At 33.0% G+C, this 15,559-nt stretch carries 17 protein-coding genes and 1 pseudogene; 17 read left to right on the forward strand and 1 reads right to left on the reverse strand.

The window, feature by feature from the left end:
• Positions 1 to 94 precede the first annotated feature (94 nt).
• The 5 genes from ACX6U0_RS00245 (at position 95) to ACX6U0_RS00265 (ending at position 3,220) form a co-directional block, all read left to right on the forward strand.
• Positions 95 to 325 (forward strand): hypothetical protein, encoded by a 231-nt coding sequence (locus ACX6U0_RS00245; protein ID WP_464958002.1) that lies wholly within the window; start codon positions 95 to 97, stop codon positions 323 to 325.
• Between the two features lie 190 nt (positions 326 to 515).
• On the forward strand, positions 516 to 1,166 hold the full coding sequence (locus tag ACX6U0_RS00250) for a hypothetical protein (protein WP_464958003.1): 651 nt from the start codon (positions 516 to 518) through the stop codon (positions 1,164 to 1,166).
• 204 nt (positions 1,167 to 1,370) lie between these two features.
• Positions 1,371 to 1,730 carry an HIT family protein gene (locus ACX6U0_RS00255; RefSeq protein WP_464958004.1) on the forward strand — a complete coding sequence of 120 codons (360 nt, stop codon included), beginning with the start codon at positions 1,371 to 1,373 and terminating at the stop codon, positions 1,728 to 1,730.
• Between the two features lie 382 nt (positions 1,731 to 2,112).
• Positions 2,113 to 2,283, forward strand: coding sequence for a hypothetical protein (locus ACX6U0_RS00260; protein ID WP_464958005.1), 171 nt, complete (start codon positions 2,113 to 2,115; stop codon positions 2,281 to 2,283).
• Positions 2,284 to 2,497: 214 nt separating this feature from the next.
• On the forward strand, positions 2,498 to 3,220 hold the full coding sequence (locus ACX6U0_RS00265; protein WP_464958006.1) for a GntR family transcriptional regulator: 723 nt from the start codon (positions 2,498 to 2,500) through the stop codon (positions 3,218 to 3,220).
• Between the two features lie 51 nt (positions 3,221 to 3,271).
• On the opposite strand, the gene ACX6U0_RS00270 is transcribed toward ACX6U0_RS00265, so the two are convergent.
• Positions 3,272 to 4,219 carry an alpha/beta hydrolase gene (locus ACX6U0_RS00270; RefSeq protein ID WP_464958007.1) on the reverse strand — a complete coding sequence of 316 codons (948 nt, stop codon included), beginning with the start codon at positions 4,217 to 4,219 and terminating at the stop codon, positions 3,272 to 3,274.
• Positions 4,220 to 4,440: 221 nt separating this feature from the next.
• Here ACX6U0_RS00270 and ACX6U0_RS00275 point away from each other — a divergent pair, with 221 nt between their 5' ends.
• From ACX6U0_RS00275 to ACX6U0_RS00330, 12 genes and pseudogenes are all read left to right on the forward strand, one after another.
• Positions 4,441 to 5,331, forward strand: a complete 891-nt coding sequence (locus tag ACX6U0_RS00275; protein WP_464958008.1) for a LysR family transcriptional regulator — start codon at positions 4,441 to 4,443, stop codon at positions 5,329 to 5,331.
• Positions 5,332 to 5,375: 44 nt separating this feature from the next.
• Positions 5,376 to 5,577: pseudogene (locus ACX6U0_RS00280) on the forward strand (DDE-type integrase/transposase/recombinase); the annotation flags it as partial.
• Between the two features lie 368 nt (positions 5,578 to 5,945).
• Positions 5,946 to 6,119: a hypothetical protein gene (locus ACX6U0_RS00285; RefSeq protein ID WP_464958009.1), complete on the forward strand. Its 174-nt coding sequence runs from the start codon at positions 5,946 to 5,948 to the stop codon at positions 6,117 to 6,119.
• A 291-nt stretch (positions 6,120 to 6,410) separates the two neighbouring features.
• Positions 6,411 to 8,045 (forward strand): S8 family serine peptidase, encoded by a 1,635-nt coding sequence (locus ACX6U0_RS00290; protein WP_464958010.1) that lies wholly within the window; start codon positions 6,411 to 6,413, stop codon positions 8,043 to 8,045.
• Between the two features lie 17 nt (positions 8,046 to 8,062).
• Positions 8,063 to 11,218: an Ig-like domain-containing protein gene (locus ACX6U0_RS00295; RefSeq protein ID WP_464958011.1), complete on the forward strand. Its 3,156-nt coding sequence runs from the start codon at positions 8,063 to 8,065 to the stop codon at positions 11,216 to 11,218.
• A gap of 287 nt (positions 11,219 to 11,505) precedes the next feature.
• Positions 11,506 to 12,888, forward strand: a complete 1,383-nt coding sequence (locus ACX6U0_RS00300) for an alkaline phosphatase (RefSeq protein ID WP_464958856.1) — start codon at positions 11,506 to 11,508, stop codon at positions 12,886 to 12,888.
• Positions 12,889 to 13,211: 323 nt separating this feature from the next.
• Positions 13,212 to 13,598, forward strand: a complete 387-nt coding sequence (locus ACX6U0_RS00305; protein WP_464958012.1) for a hypothetical protein — start codon at positions 13,212 to 13,214, stop codon at positions 13,596 to 13,598.
• The gene (locus tag ACX6U0_RS00310; protein ID WP_464958013.1) at positions 13,582 to 13,722 is read left to right on the forward strand and encodes a hypothetical protein; all 141 of its coding nucleotides are present in this window, start codon (positions 13,582 to 13,584) and stop codon (positions 13,720 to 13,722) included. Before ACX6U0_RS00305 ends, ACX6U0_RS00310 begins: the two co-directional genes overlap by 17 nt.
• Before the next feature lie 59 nt (positions 13,723 to 13,781).
• Positions 13,782 to 14,159: a hypothetical protein gene (locus ACX6U0_RS00315; RefSeq protein ID WP_464958014.1), complete on the forward strand. Its 378-nt coding sequence runs from the start codon at positions 13,782 to 13,784 to the stop codon at positions 14,157 to 14,159.
• A 178-nt stretch (positions 14,160 to 14,337) separates the two neighbouring features.
• Entirely contained in the window at positions 14,338 to 14,565 is a 228-nt protein-coding gene (locus tag ACX6U0_RS00320; RefSeq protein WP_464958015.1) for a hypothetical protein, read from the forward strand.
• Positions 14,566 to 14,723: 158 nt separating this feature from the next.
• Complete coding sequence (locus tag ACX6U0_RS00325; RefSeq protein ID WP_464958016.1) at positions 14,724 to 15,083, forward strand: hypothetical protein; 360 nt, start codon at positions 14,724 to 14,726, stop codon at positions 15,081 to 15,083.
• Positions 15,084 to 15,305: 222 nt separating this feature from the next.
• Positions 15,306 to 15,506 carry a hypothetical protein gene (locus tag ACX6U0_RS00330; RefSeq protein ID WP_464958017.1) on the forward strand — a complete coding sequence of 67 codons (201 nt, stop codon included), beginning with the start codon at positions 15,306 to 15,308 and terminating at the stop codon, positions 15,504 to 15,506.
• Positions 15,507 to 15,559 lie beyond the last annotated feature (53 nt).

Consider the following 15,559-nt stretch of genomic DNA (forward strand, 5'->3'; position numbering starts at 1 on the left):
AGTTTTATTTTTATTTACGGGAAGGACAATTGTTCTGTCAATATCATACAATATATAGAATAAATAATAAATTGGTTGGTTTAGGAGTGAACAAATGGCATTCATTCTTTTAGGTTTTATCGTTTGGGGATTAATTAGTTTTGGATTGATTCTTCTGATATGGGGGCTTTGGAAAAAATCTTGGAAATCATTCCTATGGAGTGGAATTGCTTTACTACCGACACTATTTTATATTGGTGGAGAGAGTTGGGAAAGGTTAATCGCACTATTTCCTCTGATTCCATTTGCACTTGCTTTTTATACAAAAAGCGCAAAAATAAAGTAAACATAATAATATTCCTAATGCAATTAACTGGTGCGTTAGTTCATATCATGAGCTGCTTAATTGCAGCTATTTTTTTTGTAAATGGCAGAAAATTGATTAAACTTTTTATTTTAATAACCTTAATCTAAATTTTTATATATAATTAGCAGGACATCAATTAGAGTGTTATGCAAAGAGGAGATAGTTTAAATTGCAGAATAACATTATTTTACTTATATATGGTGATAATTTGCCTCCCAAAAAACATATTGAGAAGATCGCGAATAAGTATGGATATTATTATCAGATTGAACGAGATAAAAAAAATTTTAATGAAGCTGACTTTTACAATATTACGATTGAAGAAAGGTATACTGGTTTAGAATCTAGACAAGGAATATATCCAACCACTGTGAGAGTTAGAAAAGAATATTTAACCAACTTCTTTAAAATTTTTAAAGCTTTAACTTGTAATTTGAGTTTGTGTAAGGATATTCATTCACACCCAATTGCAGTTTTTCACGGTAAAGAATATGAAGGATATTGTTATTATTTTTACCAAGAAGACAAAAAGATTATTTTCTTTGAGGACTATGGGTTAGAAGCAAATAGTATAAATATAGACGATTTATATAAAATGTTGTTAGAGATGCCAGAAATTGATATTAATGATGAAGATTCACTAAAAAAGGTAGATTGGAATAAATTTATCCCATTAAATGAACGATTTTGTGTTGAAAAACTAGAATGGTATAGACAAACACCAAAAGAAAAAAGATGGTTGATAGTAGATGCTAATAGGAATACCGATAAAGCTTTTAAACAATGGATCAAGGAACTTATGCAGTTCGAAAATAAGTAAATATTTTAATGCACTGTAGGAACACAGAAAGTATAAAGATTTAAACTATTATATTAAATTTTATAAAGCCTTGTTTCACTAACTGGCGCTTTAGTCGAAAAAAATGATCGGCATCTTTGCCGGTCTTTTTTTATTTTTCGATTTGGAGGATTTAGTAAAAACTTGTCGTATAAAATAGTTATTAAAATTTAGGAGTTGTTATTAGTGGCAAATGGTGTTGAGGATTTTTATTGTGATGAAGTATTAAGTGGAAAGACGGCTGTAAAAAAAGTGTTGGAAACTGATAATACATTAGCCTTTTATCATACTCGTCCTTTTTATGAGGTACATATCGTGGTTATTCCCAAAAAACATGTAACTTCATTAATCGATGTTAAACCAGAAGATAAAGACTTGTTAGCCGATTTGTTTGCAGTACTTCAGGAAGTATCAAAACAAGTTAACGAAAAATACGGTGCATGTACGGAATCGACTAATATAGGTGAGTATCAAAGTAATAAACATATGCATTGGCATGTACACTTTGGAAATCGTATAAAGTTATTAGACGGTACCTGGTGTTAAAGAGATATAATACGAAGATTTTGAAAGATAAATTAGAATTTCTTGTATAACTAACTGGCGTGTTAGTTAAAAAATTATTTGCTTTGTAATAACTGGTACAAATGAGATTCCTATGTAGATGGAAAGGGTGTTGCCTAAATGAAAAATAAACAAGCAGTAATATGGGGAGTAATTGCTGTCGTGTTGTTAGCGATTTGGTTTTTTATCAGGTAAATTTACACTTCTAATTTAAAGTATGTTTTACTTAAATTCTTAAGAACACGGTGAAGATTTTGATGACGAATAAAATCAAACTTATTAAACTAAAGAGAGCGTTAATTGAATATGAATATAGGAATTCGTATATTATTTGGTAAAATATACTACAAAGGGGAGCGGGAAAATGAAAAAATCAGATATTTTTTTTATAGCATTAGTTGCTCTCATTGGTGCAATACTCTCTACTTTCCTTCAAGGAAAAATAAGCAATATTTATATCTCATTAATAGTTTTAACTTTTGGATTGGTGGTAGGTTTAATTTCTAGATACGTTACTGCAAGACAAAAAAAATAAAACCTCACTATTCAACTAAAGGAGGCATTAGTTAAACAACTAGGAACTGCATATGTAGTTCTTTTTTTGCACTAACTGGTATAAAAGTTGAACCACATTAGACAAGTTATTTAAGTTAATCGTATTATTATATTTATAACATCAAAATAAAATCATGAACCTAATCAGCGAGGTGAAACCAGTAAACAATCATAGGATTGGAACTGAAAAATGTATGAAAAAAACACAAAGAGACCTTAAAGTTTCAAGATACATCCAAGTTTATAGCGATATATTAAAAATGATTTTGAATGGAATCTATCCACAAGATAGCAGACTCCCATCCGAAAACGAACTCTCAGCTATGTTCGGCGTTAGTAGAATGACGCTAAGGCAAGCACTATTGCTACTCCAAGAGGACGGTTATATTGAAATGCGGCATGGTTCGGGAAGTTATGTGTGTAAATCAAAGGATAGTCAAGCCAATGGACTGGAAATGAAGACAAACCCTATTTACAAATGTTGTTCTAAAAATGTTGTATTGGAAAAATTTAAATACAGAATTGGAGCACCAAATGAATACACGGTGGACACCTTGGGAAGAGAGGTGCAAGTCATGGGAATTGAAAGAGTTTATGAGCAAGAAGGAATTCCATCTGCATATGCCTTTACCACTCTACCCATTGATACCCTGGAGATTTGCAGCATCAATCATAACAAAAAAGAGGAACTTCAACGTTTTGTCGAGGAATCCATTTACGAAATCGCACATGTTACAAAAATAGACATCAGATTTGTTAAGGGAAATGAACTCATCAAGGATCTAAAAATACCTACAGAAACCAACAATTACGTGCTTTTACTGGAATCTGTCTATGACAACAAAGGTGTAATGCTAATTCATAACAAATTCTTTATACCAGCGGAACATGCAAAGCTTAGTGTTTTTACGCATTAACATAAAACTCGCACCAGAATGGGGGATCTGGTACGAGTCTTCTTTTTTAGACTATAGTTTTTCTTTAAACCATTTTGTTGTTAAATCGAGTAGTTTTTCAGGTGTTGATTGGTCTGGATTCAGTTTCCCATCCTTGAAGATGAGGAAACCATGATCGGCATTTTCAATCATGTTTAATGAGATATCGTTACTGCCTGCTTGTTTAATCAACTCTCTGGATTTTGATGGCGAAACAATAACATCTTTTGTGCCGTGAATGACAAGCAAGGGGTTTTTATATTGCTTAACCTCGGTAAGCGCTTTCGATTTTTTCATTGCAACATACCAATTGCTTCCAAGTCTAAGACTTGTTCCCCAAGGTAATTTATAGTCATAATAACCATATTTCATAGCTTTCTGTTCATATCTGAACATACCTTCGAAATCTTTCTTACCGTTGGATGAAGCTGATGCCCAAACAGCCAACGCTTTGACACTCTTGTTTCTTGCTGCTTCAACTTGTGCGATTCTTCCTCCCTGACTCCATCCGAGCATTCCAATTCTATTCTTGTTAATTGCATTATTGCTTTGAAGAAACTTCACCGCTTTGTCCGCATCTTTAACTGAATCATCAAAGTTATTTTTCACGTGTGGTACTTTGCTGTCACCACAGCCAACGAAATCAATTCTGAGTGACGCATACCCTTGTTCAGCAAGTTTTGCGGCTAGACGCTTGTAGATATCGCCAAGCTCATTTTTATTGCCCCCTGTTCCATGCAATAGGACTACCGCGGGCACTGGCGTATCTTTTGTGGCACCTGCTGGTAGGGTTAGGATGCCTGGGATATTATAATTAGTATTAGGAATAGTAACTTTAGTTTCAGTAAAAGATACATCACTTTGTGCGTATGCTGGTGTTTTGAACAGCGTTCCAAATGCTGAACCAATAGTTACACTGAGCACCATAACAATTACTAGACAAAGAGAGACTTTATTTTGAGAAATTTTGATAGCTTTCATATACCCTCCTAGTATCATGTGGATTTAAATTGCTTCCCCCAAATATGCAATTAAAGCTATACAAATAACAAAAAAGTTGTATAGTTAGTAATATATTAAAATCTTCATGATGTATTGTCAATGAAATCTGTTCCTTCCACGAAAAGATTTCATTAGTAGATTCTAAATTTCCTAAACTAGATTTAGAGTGGCAAATAGAGAGGGGCTAAAGAGAAGCTATTATGGAATTAAGACATCTAAAAACCTTCAATTTCGCAGCAGATTACTTAAATTTTACAAAGACTGCACAAAAGTTAAACTTCACTCAACCTGCTGTAACTTCACATATTCAGACGCTCGAAAATGAATTGAAACAGCAGCTATTTGTTCGGATAGGAAAGAAGACTTATTTGACGCCTGAAGGAGAAATTCTTAAAGCATATACGAATCAGCTTTTTTACTTAGTAGAGGAGATTGAATCATCATTCGCCGAACTTTCAAATTCGTATGGAAATGTAAAGATTGCCGCTTGTGAATGTTATTGTACGAATTATTTTCCTTATGTTATTTCTGAGTACCTGAAGCTATATCCGCATGTACAGATTAAGTTGTTTTCCTGTAAAAGGGATGAAATTATAAAGGGGATCGAATCAAACAAATATGATATAGGGATTATTTCGGGTGAATTAAATCAAAATGGAATAACAAACATCGTAATTGCCGAGGACGACATAGTTCTAGTTGTTTCTAAAGATTTATATACTAGATATCCGGAAGACCAATTACTGAAGAAATTTCCATTAATTAAATATCAAGCTGACGGATATTTTGAATCAATGATGAGTGAATATTTGAGGCAATCAAAGCTCTCATCACAGAACGTAATAGAATTTGGAAGTTTAGATGGGATTAAAAAGGCTGTATTGAATAAAATTGGGGTAGGGTTAGGAATAAGTGTCTGCATAAAAAAAGAAATTAGCAATGGTGATTTAGTCCCGATTCTAGTTGCAGAGAATAAGATAAAAGTAAGAAGCTCTATCATTACCTTGAAGGAAAAAGAAAATAAAGTAACAATTCAATCTTTTATTAGCGTAATCCAAAAAATTTGGAATAGCATTCCTACTATGGAGTAAAGCCTTGTGATGTCTGCATTTTATTAAAAATTTAGGACTCCTGTCATCATCTCAAACAAATAAATGACGAATGGAGAGCGGACAAAACGTACATCAAAGTAATAGGACAATGGTTGTAGTTATATCGCTCATTCGTTTCAGAAGGAAATAATATTGGCTTTATACTAAGTAAAGCAAGATATGCCAATCAGCCAAGCGCTTCTAAAAAAAGCCTTGGCTTTTTCGTTTGTTGCCAGAGCTCTTGTATAAGAGAAGAGCCCTTCCTATATTATGATTCGGGTCTTTTGACACAGTTACATCCATTTATAGAGTAGTGTTGAACATCGATAAAATAACGTTATGGTTTCAATAATATTTCATGATTTTACAATAAACGCGTAAAAACTTAAAGTTTTGATATAAGATATAGCAGCCGAGAAAACGAACTCAGCAACTTGTATCGCATTAAAAATTCAGAATCTTAAGAAAGGGTAAACTATTGTGAATTTAATTCATTAATTTTAGAAGGCAACTGCTATGTCTTTTTCAGAAGGCTTAATAATCTAACCAATTCATCGGTACTTTCCACTGAAGCAGTAGGACAAGAAATTAATACAGAGGACGTTCTGTTATCTTTGACAAAAGAACAGCGTGAAGCATTGCAGCAATTGCAAGTGAATAAGTCTTCAGATCTTGAAGGATTCCATGGTGGAGTTAAAGTCGAAAAAGATATTTCCATCATTGAAGAATTCAAATCAAATCCTAGTAAAGTTGCTGTATTTAAGGAGCTTCAAAATGCAACAAATTAACAAATAAAGACGATGCTATTTAAACGTCTTTAAAGAAAAAAACATTTGTCTCAAGTGAACTCAAAATCAAAAGTATTTCAAATACCATCATCCTGACCTTTACGAATGATCCTGTTAATCCTATTAAAGGAAAACTGGTATGACATCGTTATTAATAAGGTATTATCTTATTGCTTGGAGGTGTTAAACCTTATTTACCTAAAAAATAGAGAGAAAGGTGAAGTGATATTCTTTTTTAAACTACATCATTACTAAAAAATTATTATCTTAAAAGCGAGAGGGAGAGAGAGATTGAAGAATCATCAAAAATTGAAAAAGTTCACGGCAATTGGGTTGGCATCATTATTAACTGTATCAGGCTCAAATACTTTTGTAATGGCTACAAAGGCAGATACGTTGAATCATGAAAATCTAGTTGTCCCAGATAGAACAGAACAAAAGAGAATTACTCCTACACCAGAGCCTAAAGAACATGAGAAAGTTAGAGTAGTTGTTGAATTAGAAGGGGAACCTGCAATATCTTATTCTATTAAAAAAGGCATTAAATATAAAGATCTACCTGAAACGAAAAAATTAGAGTTGCAATCAGAAGTTAAAGATGAGCAAAAAGAGTTTTTAACAGACGTTAAAGATGAGAACCTCGATTTTAAAGTTGAGAATACCTTTACAACAGTTGTAAACGGTGTCAGTGGTGAAATCGAATATGGTCAGATTGATGAACTTGAGAGATTACCAAATATAGAATCTATTAATCTTGTAAATGAATATGAAAGACCAAATGAAAAACCAGATATGTTGTCAAGTAAAACAATGGTTCAAGCCATTCAAACATGGAATGCTGGTTATACTGGAAGAGGCATGGTTGTTGGAATCATTGACACTGGGATTGATCCTTCTCATCCAGATATGACATTAAATGAAGATCCTAAGAATAAGTTAACAAAAACCCAAACAGATGAAGTTATCTCAGTAAATAATTTGCAAGGAAAATATTTTACTACAAAAGTTCCATATGGCTATAACTATGCAGATAAAAATCAAGAAATTCTAGATCTTGGACCAAATGCATCAATGCATGGGATGCACGTTGCTGGAACTGTTGGAGCAAATGGTGATGAGAGTGGGAATGGTATTAAAGGTGTTGCTCCAGAAGCACAACTATTAGCACTAAAAGTATTCGGTAACGATCCAGCTATGCCATCTACATATGGTGACATTTATGTAAAAGCGATTGATGATGGTATAAAACTTGGAGCGGATGTTTTAAATATGAGCTTAGGCTCAACAGCAGGATTTGTTAACTCTGATAGTATGGAGCAAAAAGCAGTTGAAAGAGCAGTTAATAGTGGTGTATTAATGTCAATTTCTGCTGGAAACTCTGATCAAATTGGAAGTGGTGGTGCTAATCCGTACGCATCTAATCCTGATATCGGACTAGTTGGAGAACCTAGTGTTGCTACTAACTCAATTTCAGTAGCAAATATTGAAAATGACTTTATTACATTAGATGATATGAAATTAAAAATTGGAGATGAAACACTTCCAATCGCTTTTAAACAACAATCCTCTCCTAATCCGATTGAGGTATTTGGAAAGAATAAGGAACTTGATGTTGTCTATGTGGGCAATGGGTATAGTTCACGGTATGATGGTAAGGATGTAAAAGGTAAAATTGTTTATGCAGTAAGAACAGCAGATGTACCGAACTATGCTGCAATTCAAAAAACTGCTGAAGCTGCAGGTGCGGCTGGAGTCATTATTCGAGGTCATGTAAGTCATGGTGATTATGTCAGTATGGCATTATCAAACCCGACTATTCCTGTAGTTTCAATAGTATTAGTGAAGGGAATACTCTTGAGTCTAAACTTATTTCTGCAGGAGGTACCGGGAAAGTTACATTTACCGGAAATAAAAAGCAAGTTGTAAACAGTGCTGCTGGTAGAATGGACACATCAACTTCTTGGGGTGTAACTCCAAGTTTAGAATTAAAACCTGAAATTACTGCCCCAGGTGGACAAATTTACTCAACCTTAAATGACGGAAAATATGGTGTAATGAGTGGAACTTCGATGTCTGCACCTCACGTGTCAGGTGGATCTGCATTAGTACTACAAAAAGTACAACAATTATTTCCAAATTTACAAGGTGCGGATAAAGTAAAAAGAGTAAAAACGCTATTAATGAATACAGCAAAACCAGTTCAGGATCCAGATAACAATAATAATTACTATTCTCCACGTAGACAAGGTGCTGGACTAATGCAACTACATTCAGCTATTAATACACCTGTTTATGTTGTGCGTAAAGACACTAATGATGCGAAGGTTGAATTAAAAGAAATCAAGTCCGACAAAATTGAAATGACTTTAACGGCAACTAACTTTAGTGATAAGGATGTAACGTACAAAGTTGACACATCGGTTTTAACAGATGCTATCTCAAATGGCAGAAATGCTTTAAAATCACAGGTAATATCAAAAGCTGTCGTTACAACAGATTCACCAAATTTAACAATATTCCCAGGTCAATCGAAAGATTTTACAATAAGAATCGATCTTACAAATGCAAAAGCAGAGTTAGAAGGAGTAATGAAAAATGGTTATTTTGTAGAAGGATTTATCACTTTAAAAAATGATTCTCAAGATGCAGCACTTCCAGATATTTCTGTGCCTTATGTAGGCTTTAAAGGTGATTGGAATGCACCTCCAATCCTAGACGCTACATTATATGATCTTTCATCTTCATACTTCAGTAAATTGTTAAATGGCACGGGATTTGCTGATCAAACAGGAATAATGATTGGTAATAATTATGGGACACCAGGTACTTTCCGTAAAGAAAAAGTTGCTATTTCTCCAAATGGAGATGGGAATAAGGATGCACTTGCTCCAGTTCTTTCATTATTAAGAAATAGCAAAACAGTTGAATACAGCATAACAGACAAAACTGGCAATACACTTCGTAAGTTAAGCACTGATAAAGATCAACGTAAAAATTATTTTGCACAAAGTGGGAAGTATTACTACAATCCTAGTTTTACTCAATGGGATGGAAAAGTAAATAACAAACTTGTTCCAGAAGGTTTATATTACTATACTATTAAAACCCAAGTTGACTACCCTGGTAAGCCTCAGCAAGTTGTAAATTTCCCTGTAGTTGTTGATAACACTGCTCCAGTTATCTCAAATGCTACTTACAGTAAAAATAAGCTATATTTTAATGTTCAAGATAATGGTAGTGGTATTAATGACATTTGGATTTTAACTAATACTAGTAAAGGTAAAGTATTTTTATATGACTTTAAAGAAGTCAACCCTACTGATAAAAAGGAATACGTACTTAATTTAAAAGAACTTAAAGAAAAATACAATATTGATATCAAAGATATTGAAATCGGGGTATGGGACAACGCAGATAATCAATCTTATGTTTCATTAACTTCTCCTGATAACACGATTCCATATGTTACTTCGGATTCACCAGCACCTATGGCTGGATATAATAAACGTCAAATTCCTGTTACAGGTTACGTAAAAGACGATTCACTTATAAAATATTTACAGGTAAGAAGTGACAAACTTGTTGGCGGTCCAGTAAAGAAATTAGATTTAATTTATAATCCAACCCTAAAGCGTTATGATTTTACATCACAAATCAATTTCAGTGAAGATGGAGTACATGATGTCTACTTTGAAGGCGAGGATGTAGTTGGAAATAAAATTGAATTTCGTCGTGAAATTTATATTGACACACAGTCGGCTAATATTGATATTAAAGGTTTACCAGTAAATAATTATGTAGCAAAAGACGGTGTAGATCCAGAAATAACAGTTTTAATTTCTGATAACTTTGATGCATTCCGTTTAACAGTGAATGGTAATGAAGAAGCTAAGCGACTTTTTGAAAAACCATACCAGCAAAGACAGTTAAATTATGAACATAAAATGACTCTTAAATTATCAGATGGTAGAAATGATTTCCAATTTTATGCAACTGATCTTACAGGACATATTACGTTTAAGACTATTTCGATTTATAAAGGTGTTACTCCACCTACATCATTCATTACATCATTAACAGGTACTCACGACAAGGATGTAAGTATAAATGAACCATTTACATTCAAAGCTGTGGCATCTAAACCAATTGTTTGGGACGTTAAAGTGATTGATCCTGACGGGAATGAAATCAATATTGATTCCTCAAAGGATCCGAGTTCAACATATAATGGAAGCTTTACACCAAATGGGTCTGCTGCTAGTGGGGTATACAAAGCAATTCTATCTCCTGTAGGTGGCTCAAATGCAGATAGACAAATCGTAAAATTTAATGTAACAAACAATGAAAACTCCGGATCAGGTAGTACAAATCCTAGTAACATTGTGGTAGTAAATGAAGTAAGTGATAAAGATAATTTAGTAACTGGTAGTGCTGAAGCTAATTCAAAAGTGACGATAAAAGTTGGGAAAGTTATTCTTGCTTCAGGAACTGTTAATACTTCAGAAACTTTTGCACTTCCAATCAATGTTCAAAAAGCTGGAACAATTCTTGAGGTAACTGTGATTGACCAAGCTGGTAATGAGAGTAAAACTAATATTACTGTAAAAGACAAGACAGCACCAACTATTCCTTCTGTAAATAAAGTTACATATACAAAAATATCTGGAACAGCAGAAATAGGTACTAAAGTATATGCTAAATCAGGAAAAGAAATCATAGGATCTTCTGTTGTTAACAGTAATGGAAAATTCTCTATTAGCTTCACAAAACAAAAAGTGGGAACAATCATTTATGTTTACGCAGTAGACAAATCGGGGAATATTGGAACTGATAAACGAGTTATAGTAAAAGATATAACACCACCAGCAATTCAATCCGTTAGTAGTATATCTAAAACAAAAATGAGTGGAAAAGCTGAAGCAGGCGCAAAAATTTATGTGAAATCAGGAAAAGTAATTCTTGGTACAACTACTGCTAACAGTAAAGGAAAATATACTGTTAATTACAAAAAGCAAAAAGCCGGAACAACTCTTTACGTTTATGCAAAGGATGAAGCAGGGAATATTGGTCATGTTAAAAAAGTTGTAGTGAAAAAATAATGACGGTGAACATAATAATACAGCTCGGTTCAGCTTTACTACAATTTATCGTATTAGGCATTGGTTTACCAGAATCCACGATAAATATGCAGGCGTAATTTTCTATGTTAGTAATGGGACTTGCATCAGTTAACTAAACTGCCTTATCAGATTCTATTAGTATTAGGTTTTGGTTTTTAGTGATTCATTCTGGTACAAATACATTGGTAGGATATACAAAGGCGAAACGTTACTTAGTGGAATCTATTTATAGATACTGATAAATTTGGAACAATTTTTATGGGGGAATTAATGTGAAAAAGTTTATGAAGAAAGCAGGCCCATTTTTAGCATTATCAACATTAGTATTTACTTCTATTGCAGGGTATAGTGTGAAAGATTCGAATGAAATAGTTGTAGAGGCTGGGACAAAAATTAAAAATGTAATTGTTTTAATTGGGGACGGGATGGGTCCTTCTTCCACGGTAGCGTACCGTTATATGAAAGATGATCCAAAGACAAAAGCAATGGAGAAAACAGTATTTGATAAATATTTCGTTGGAACGCAAATGACATATTCAGAAGATGAAAATGAAAATATTACAGATTCAGCTTCAGCTGCAACTGCGATGTCTTCAGGGGTTAAAACATATAATGATGCAATTGCGGTGGATAATGATAAACAGCCAGTAAAAACAGTATTGGAACAAGCTAAGGAAAAAGGAAAAGCAACAGGGTTAGTTGCGACTTCTGAAATTACACATGCAACACCAGCCGCATTTGGTGCACACGATATAAGCCGTAAAAATATGAATGAAATTGCGAATGATTACTTTGATGAAAGAGTGAAAGGTAATCATAAAGTAGATGTTCTTCTAGGTGGTGGTGTAAATAATTTTATTCGTGATGACCGTAACTTAACAGAGGAGTTTAAAAAAGCTGGTTATAGCTATGTAACAAATCGTGAACAACTATTAAATGACAAAAATAAGCGAGTGTTAGGTTTATTTGCATCAGGTGGTTTAGATAAAGCAATTGATCGAGGTACAGAAATACCTTCTTTAGAAGATATGACAAAAACAGCAATCGACCGTTTAAAGAAAGACAAAGATGGATTCTTCTTAATGGTTGAAGGTAGCCAAATAGACTGGGCTAATCATGATAATGATGTAGTTGCAGCAATGAGTGAAATGGAAGACTTTGAAAAAGCATTCAAAGCTGTCATTGATTTCGCAAAGAAAGATAAAGAAACGTTAGTTATAGCTACTGCAGATCATGCTACAGGTGGTTTTACTGCTGGAGCAAATGGCATCTACAACTTTGATGCAAACGTTTTAAAAGCAGCAAAACGTACGCCAGACTTTATGGCAAAAGAAATTGCGAATGGCGCAAGTGTAGAAGAAACATTAAAAATGAATGTTAATTTAGAGTTTACACCGAAAGAAATTGCGTCAGTAAACGAAGCAGCTCTAACAAAAGATGTAAAGAAAATTGATAATGCAATTGAGAAAATCTTTGATGTACGCTCATATTCAGGGTGGACGACAAGTGGTCATACTGCTGAAGATGTAGGTATATATGCATTTGGTCCAGGAAAGAACCTTTTCTCTGGTTTACAAGAAAATACAAACATCGCGAAACGTGTATTTGATATAATTGGTGGCGGTGACCCTAATAAAAGTCGCTATTAATAAGATGAAAAAGCGAGGCATTGTTGTCTCGCTTTTGTTTTATATTTAATAGAGAAAAAAGAAATATAATCTTTACTAAGATTATATTAGTGGTTATTATATTCTTTAAATACCTTTTGATAAGATTCACAGGTAATTAACAACCATTTATTCCTTATGTAACTAACTGGCGCGTTAGTTACATAACACGATCGACAATTTAGTCGGTCTTTTTTTTGTTCTAACTCGCATTGAGGTTGAACAAGGTTTTTATCTATTATTGGAGAATACTTTATTTTAGATTAAATTCATAAGATGAAAAAATATTAATGGGGGGTGTAGGTTTGAAAAAGTTTTTTCTGATAGCCCTATCTTCCGTTCCTTTATTTTGTGCTCTTTCCGGTTGTCAAAAAAAATCTTCAAACAAATTTGAACATCATCAAGTGAAGGAAGCAAATAGTAATGAAAGACAAGAATTAGATGTCAGAGAAAATGTATGGAATCAACTTACTATTGAGGATAAAAAGCATATCGATGGGAATTGGAAAGGTGCAAGTGTTCAGAAAATAATCCTTCGAGAATCAATGGGAATTATAAAAGACAAAAAGTTTATTGGAAAAGAAGTTTTCATTGTAGACTATCCTTCAAATGATAATCCCACATTAGGTGGGTTCGCAGTTTACGCAGATACAAAATCACATGAAATAATTGGGTATGGATATCGAGATTAATATAAACAAAAGATTTCAAAATCTTGTTCAACTTACTGGCGCGTTAGTTGAACAGGACTTAGGAGCTGATAAATCAGCTCCTATTTCAATATCTAGCACTTTAGTTGAAGAAGGATTTCAATAGTACTTTAGGGAATATGGATATTTATAAGATCAAAACTATTGGCTTGAAGGGAGATAACAATGAAAACGATGGGCATTATAGTAGCTACTATCGTAGTAAGCCTAGGACTAATAGTAAGTATTGTTTTTTTTTATCTTTATCGTGTAAAAGAACACCCAACTGTAATCAACAATACTCAGCCGAAAAATATCAATACCGCAAATGAAAAAAAGGACCCCATAAAAGAGGTTACAAGCTTACATACTTTTAAGTGCGAAGTTGTTGAAGTTGCTAATGAAGAAAATAAATTCCATCAAATCGGTTGTGAAGATGGTAGTAAAGATGGATTTACTGATACCGATATTGTAGGCAAACACTCAAAGCTTAAAGTCGGTGATACTGTTGTTGTAACAAGATCCAAGGATGGTATATTAAATGTCCGTATTGAAACTGAATAGCTAAATTTTGGGTTAAAACGTCCATGTTCAACTAACTGGCGCGTTTGTTAAAAAACCTTGGGAGTCCTGACCGGCTCTTTTTTTACTAATATGGAGGTTAGCTAATTAATGAATAAAGGAATAATCCAATTTGAAACGAATAATTTATATGATTCAATTTGAATTGGAGTGAAGTAGATTGAGTGAATCCATAGCTGGGAAAATTATTATGTTTATTTTAGCAATTCCTATTTATGCTATTTTAATATGGACAATAATTGATACTAGAGAAAGCTTATTATGGGGAAAAAGATGGATGTATAATGAAGAACCTGACCTATCCGATGGATATATTCGTTATACAAAAATTGTAACGGTAGTTTTTACGATAATCATTACCATTTTTTTGATTGGTTTCTTTTTTTAGATCATAAGCGAACATAGAAAATAGAAACAAATTTCAACTTAACGAGTATTCCTAATTCAACTAACTGGTGCGTTAGTTCTATAAGAAAAAATGCTACCCTTTCGGTTGTTTCATATTATAATTATATTGAAAATTACTAAAGGGAAAGCAGGAAAAGTATGAGTAATATTATTTGGTTATGTTACTTAGGATTTCTAGCACTGGCTGCAATTGGAATACTTATAAAAGTTAGCTATAAAACTAGATTAGGTAGAATAGATTTTCTAATTTCCATAATTACTTGGGTAGGTTTATTTGGTTATGTTAATAATATTCATTTTCTCACTACTCTTATTTGGAAATTTGTATTTATCTTTGGTTTATTATGGGATGCAATTTTTAGTTTCAAAAAGTTTAACGAAGAAACAAATGATGAAGATGATGAGCCACATGCAATTAAACTAGCTATTTTCATTATTACGTCAATAATTTTACTAGGACCCTTATATTATGGATTATTTAATTATGCATTCAAATAATGGTACAAATTCCAAAGTGAAGTGTTCCAGTAAAAAAGATACATAATATTTCTTATGTAACTAACTGGCGAGTTAGTTGAAGAAAACGAGTTGCTTGCAGCTCGTTTTTTTAATGCAGCTAATGTCACACATTAGGTTAAATAAGAATGGTATTATTAATAGACAACAAGAATTGTGGAGAAATTAATGATTTAGTATATTAATATTGGTTTTATTTATGTAATGGTGATTGGATTAACAATAGGTCTATTTAAATTACCGTATAAAATCATAGAGAGTGATGGTTATGGTACAACTTACTCAACATTTATGAATCACTTAGATTATTTAGTTCCATTAATTAGAGTAATCCTAGTAATAGGTATTCTAGGTGCAATTGTGGGCTTAGGAGTATTTGTATTGCAGAATAAAAAAATTCTTTAAATAAAGTATTACTAAGAATATGGTTTCAAGTCTTGAAAAATGGAATAGTAATC

This window comes from Gottfriedia sp. ABJ_BB2_2, from assembly GCF_055484705.1.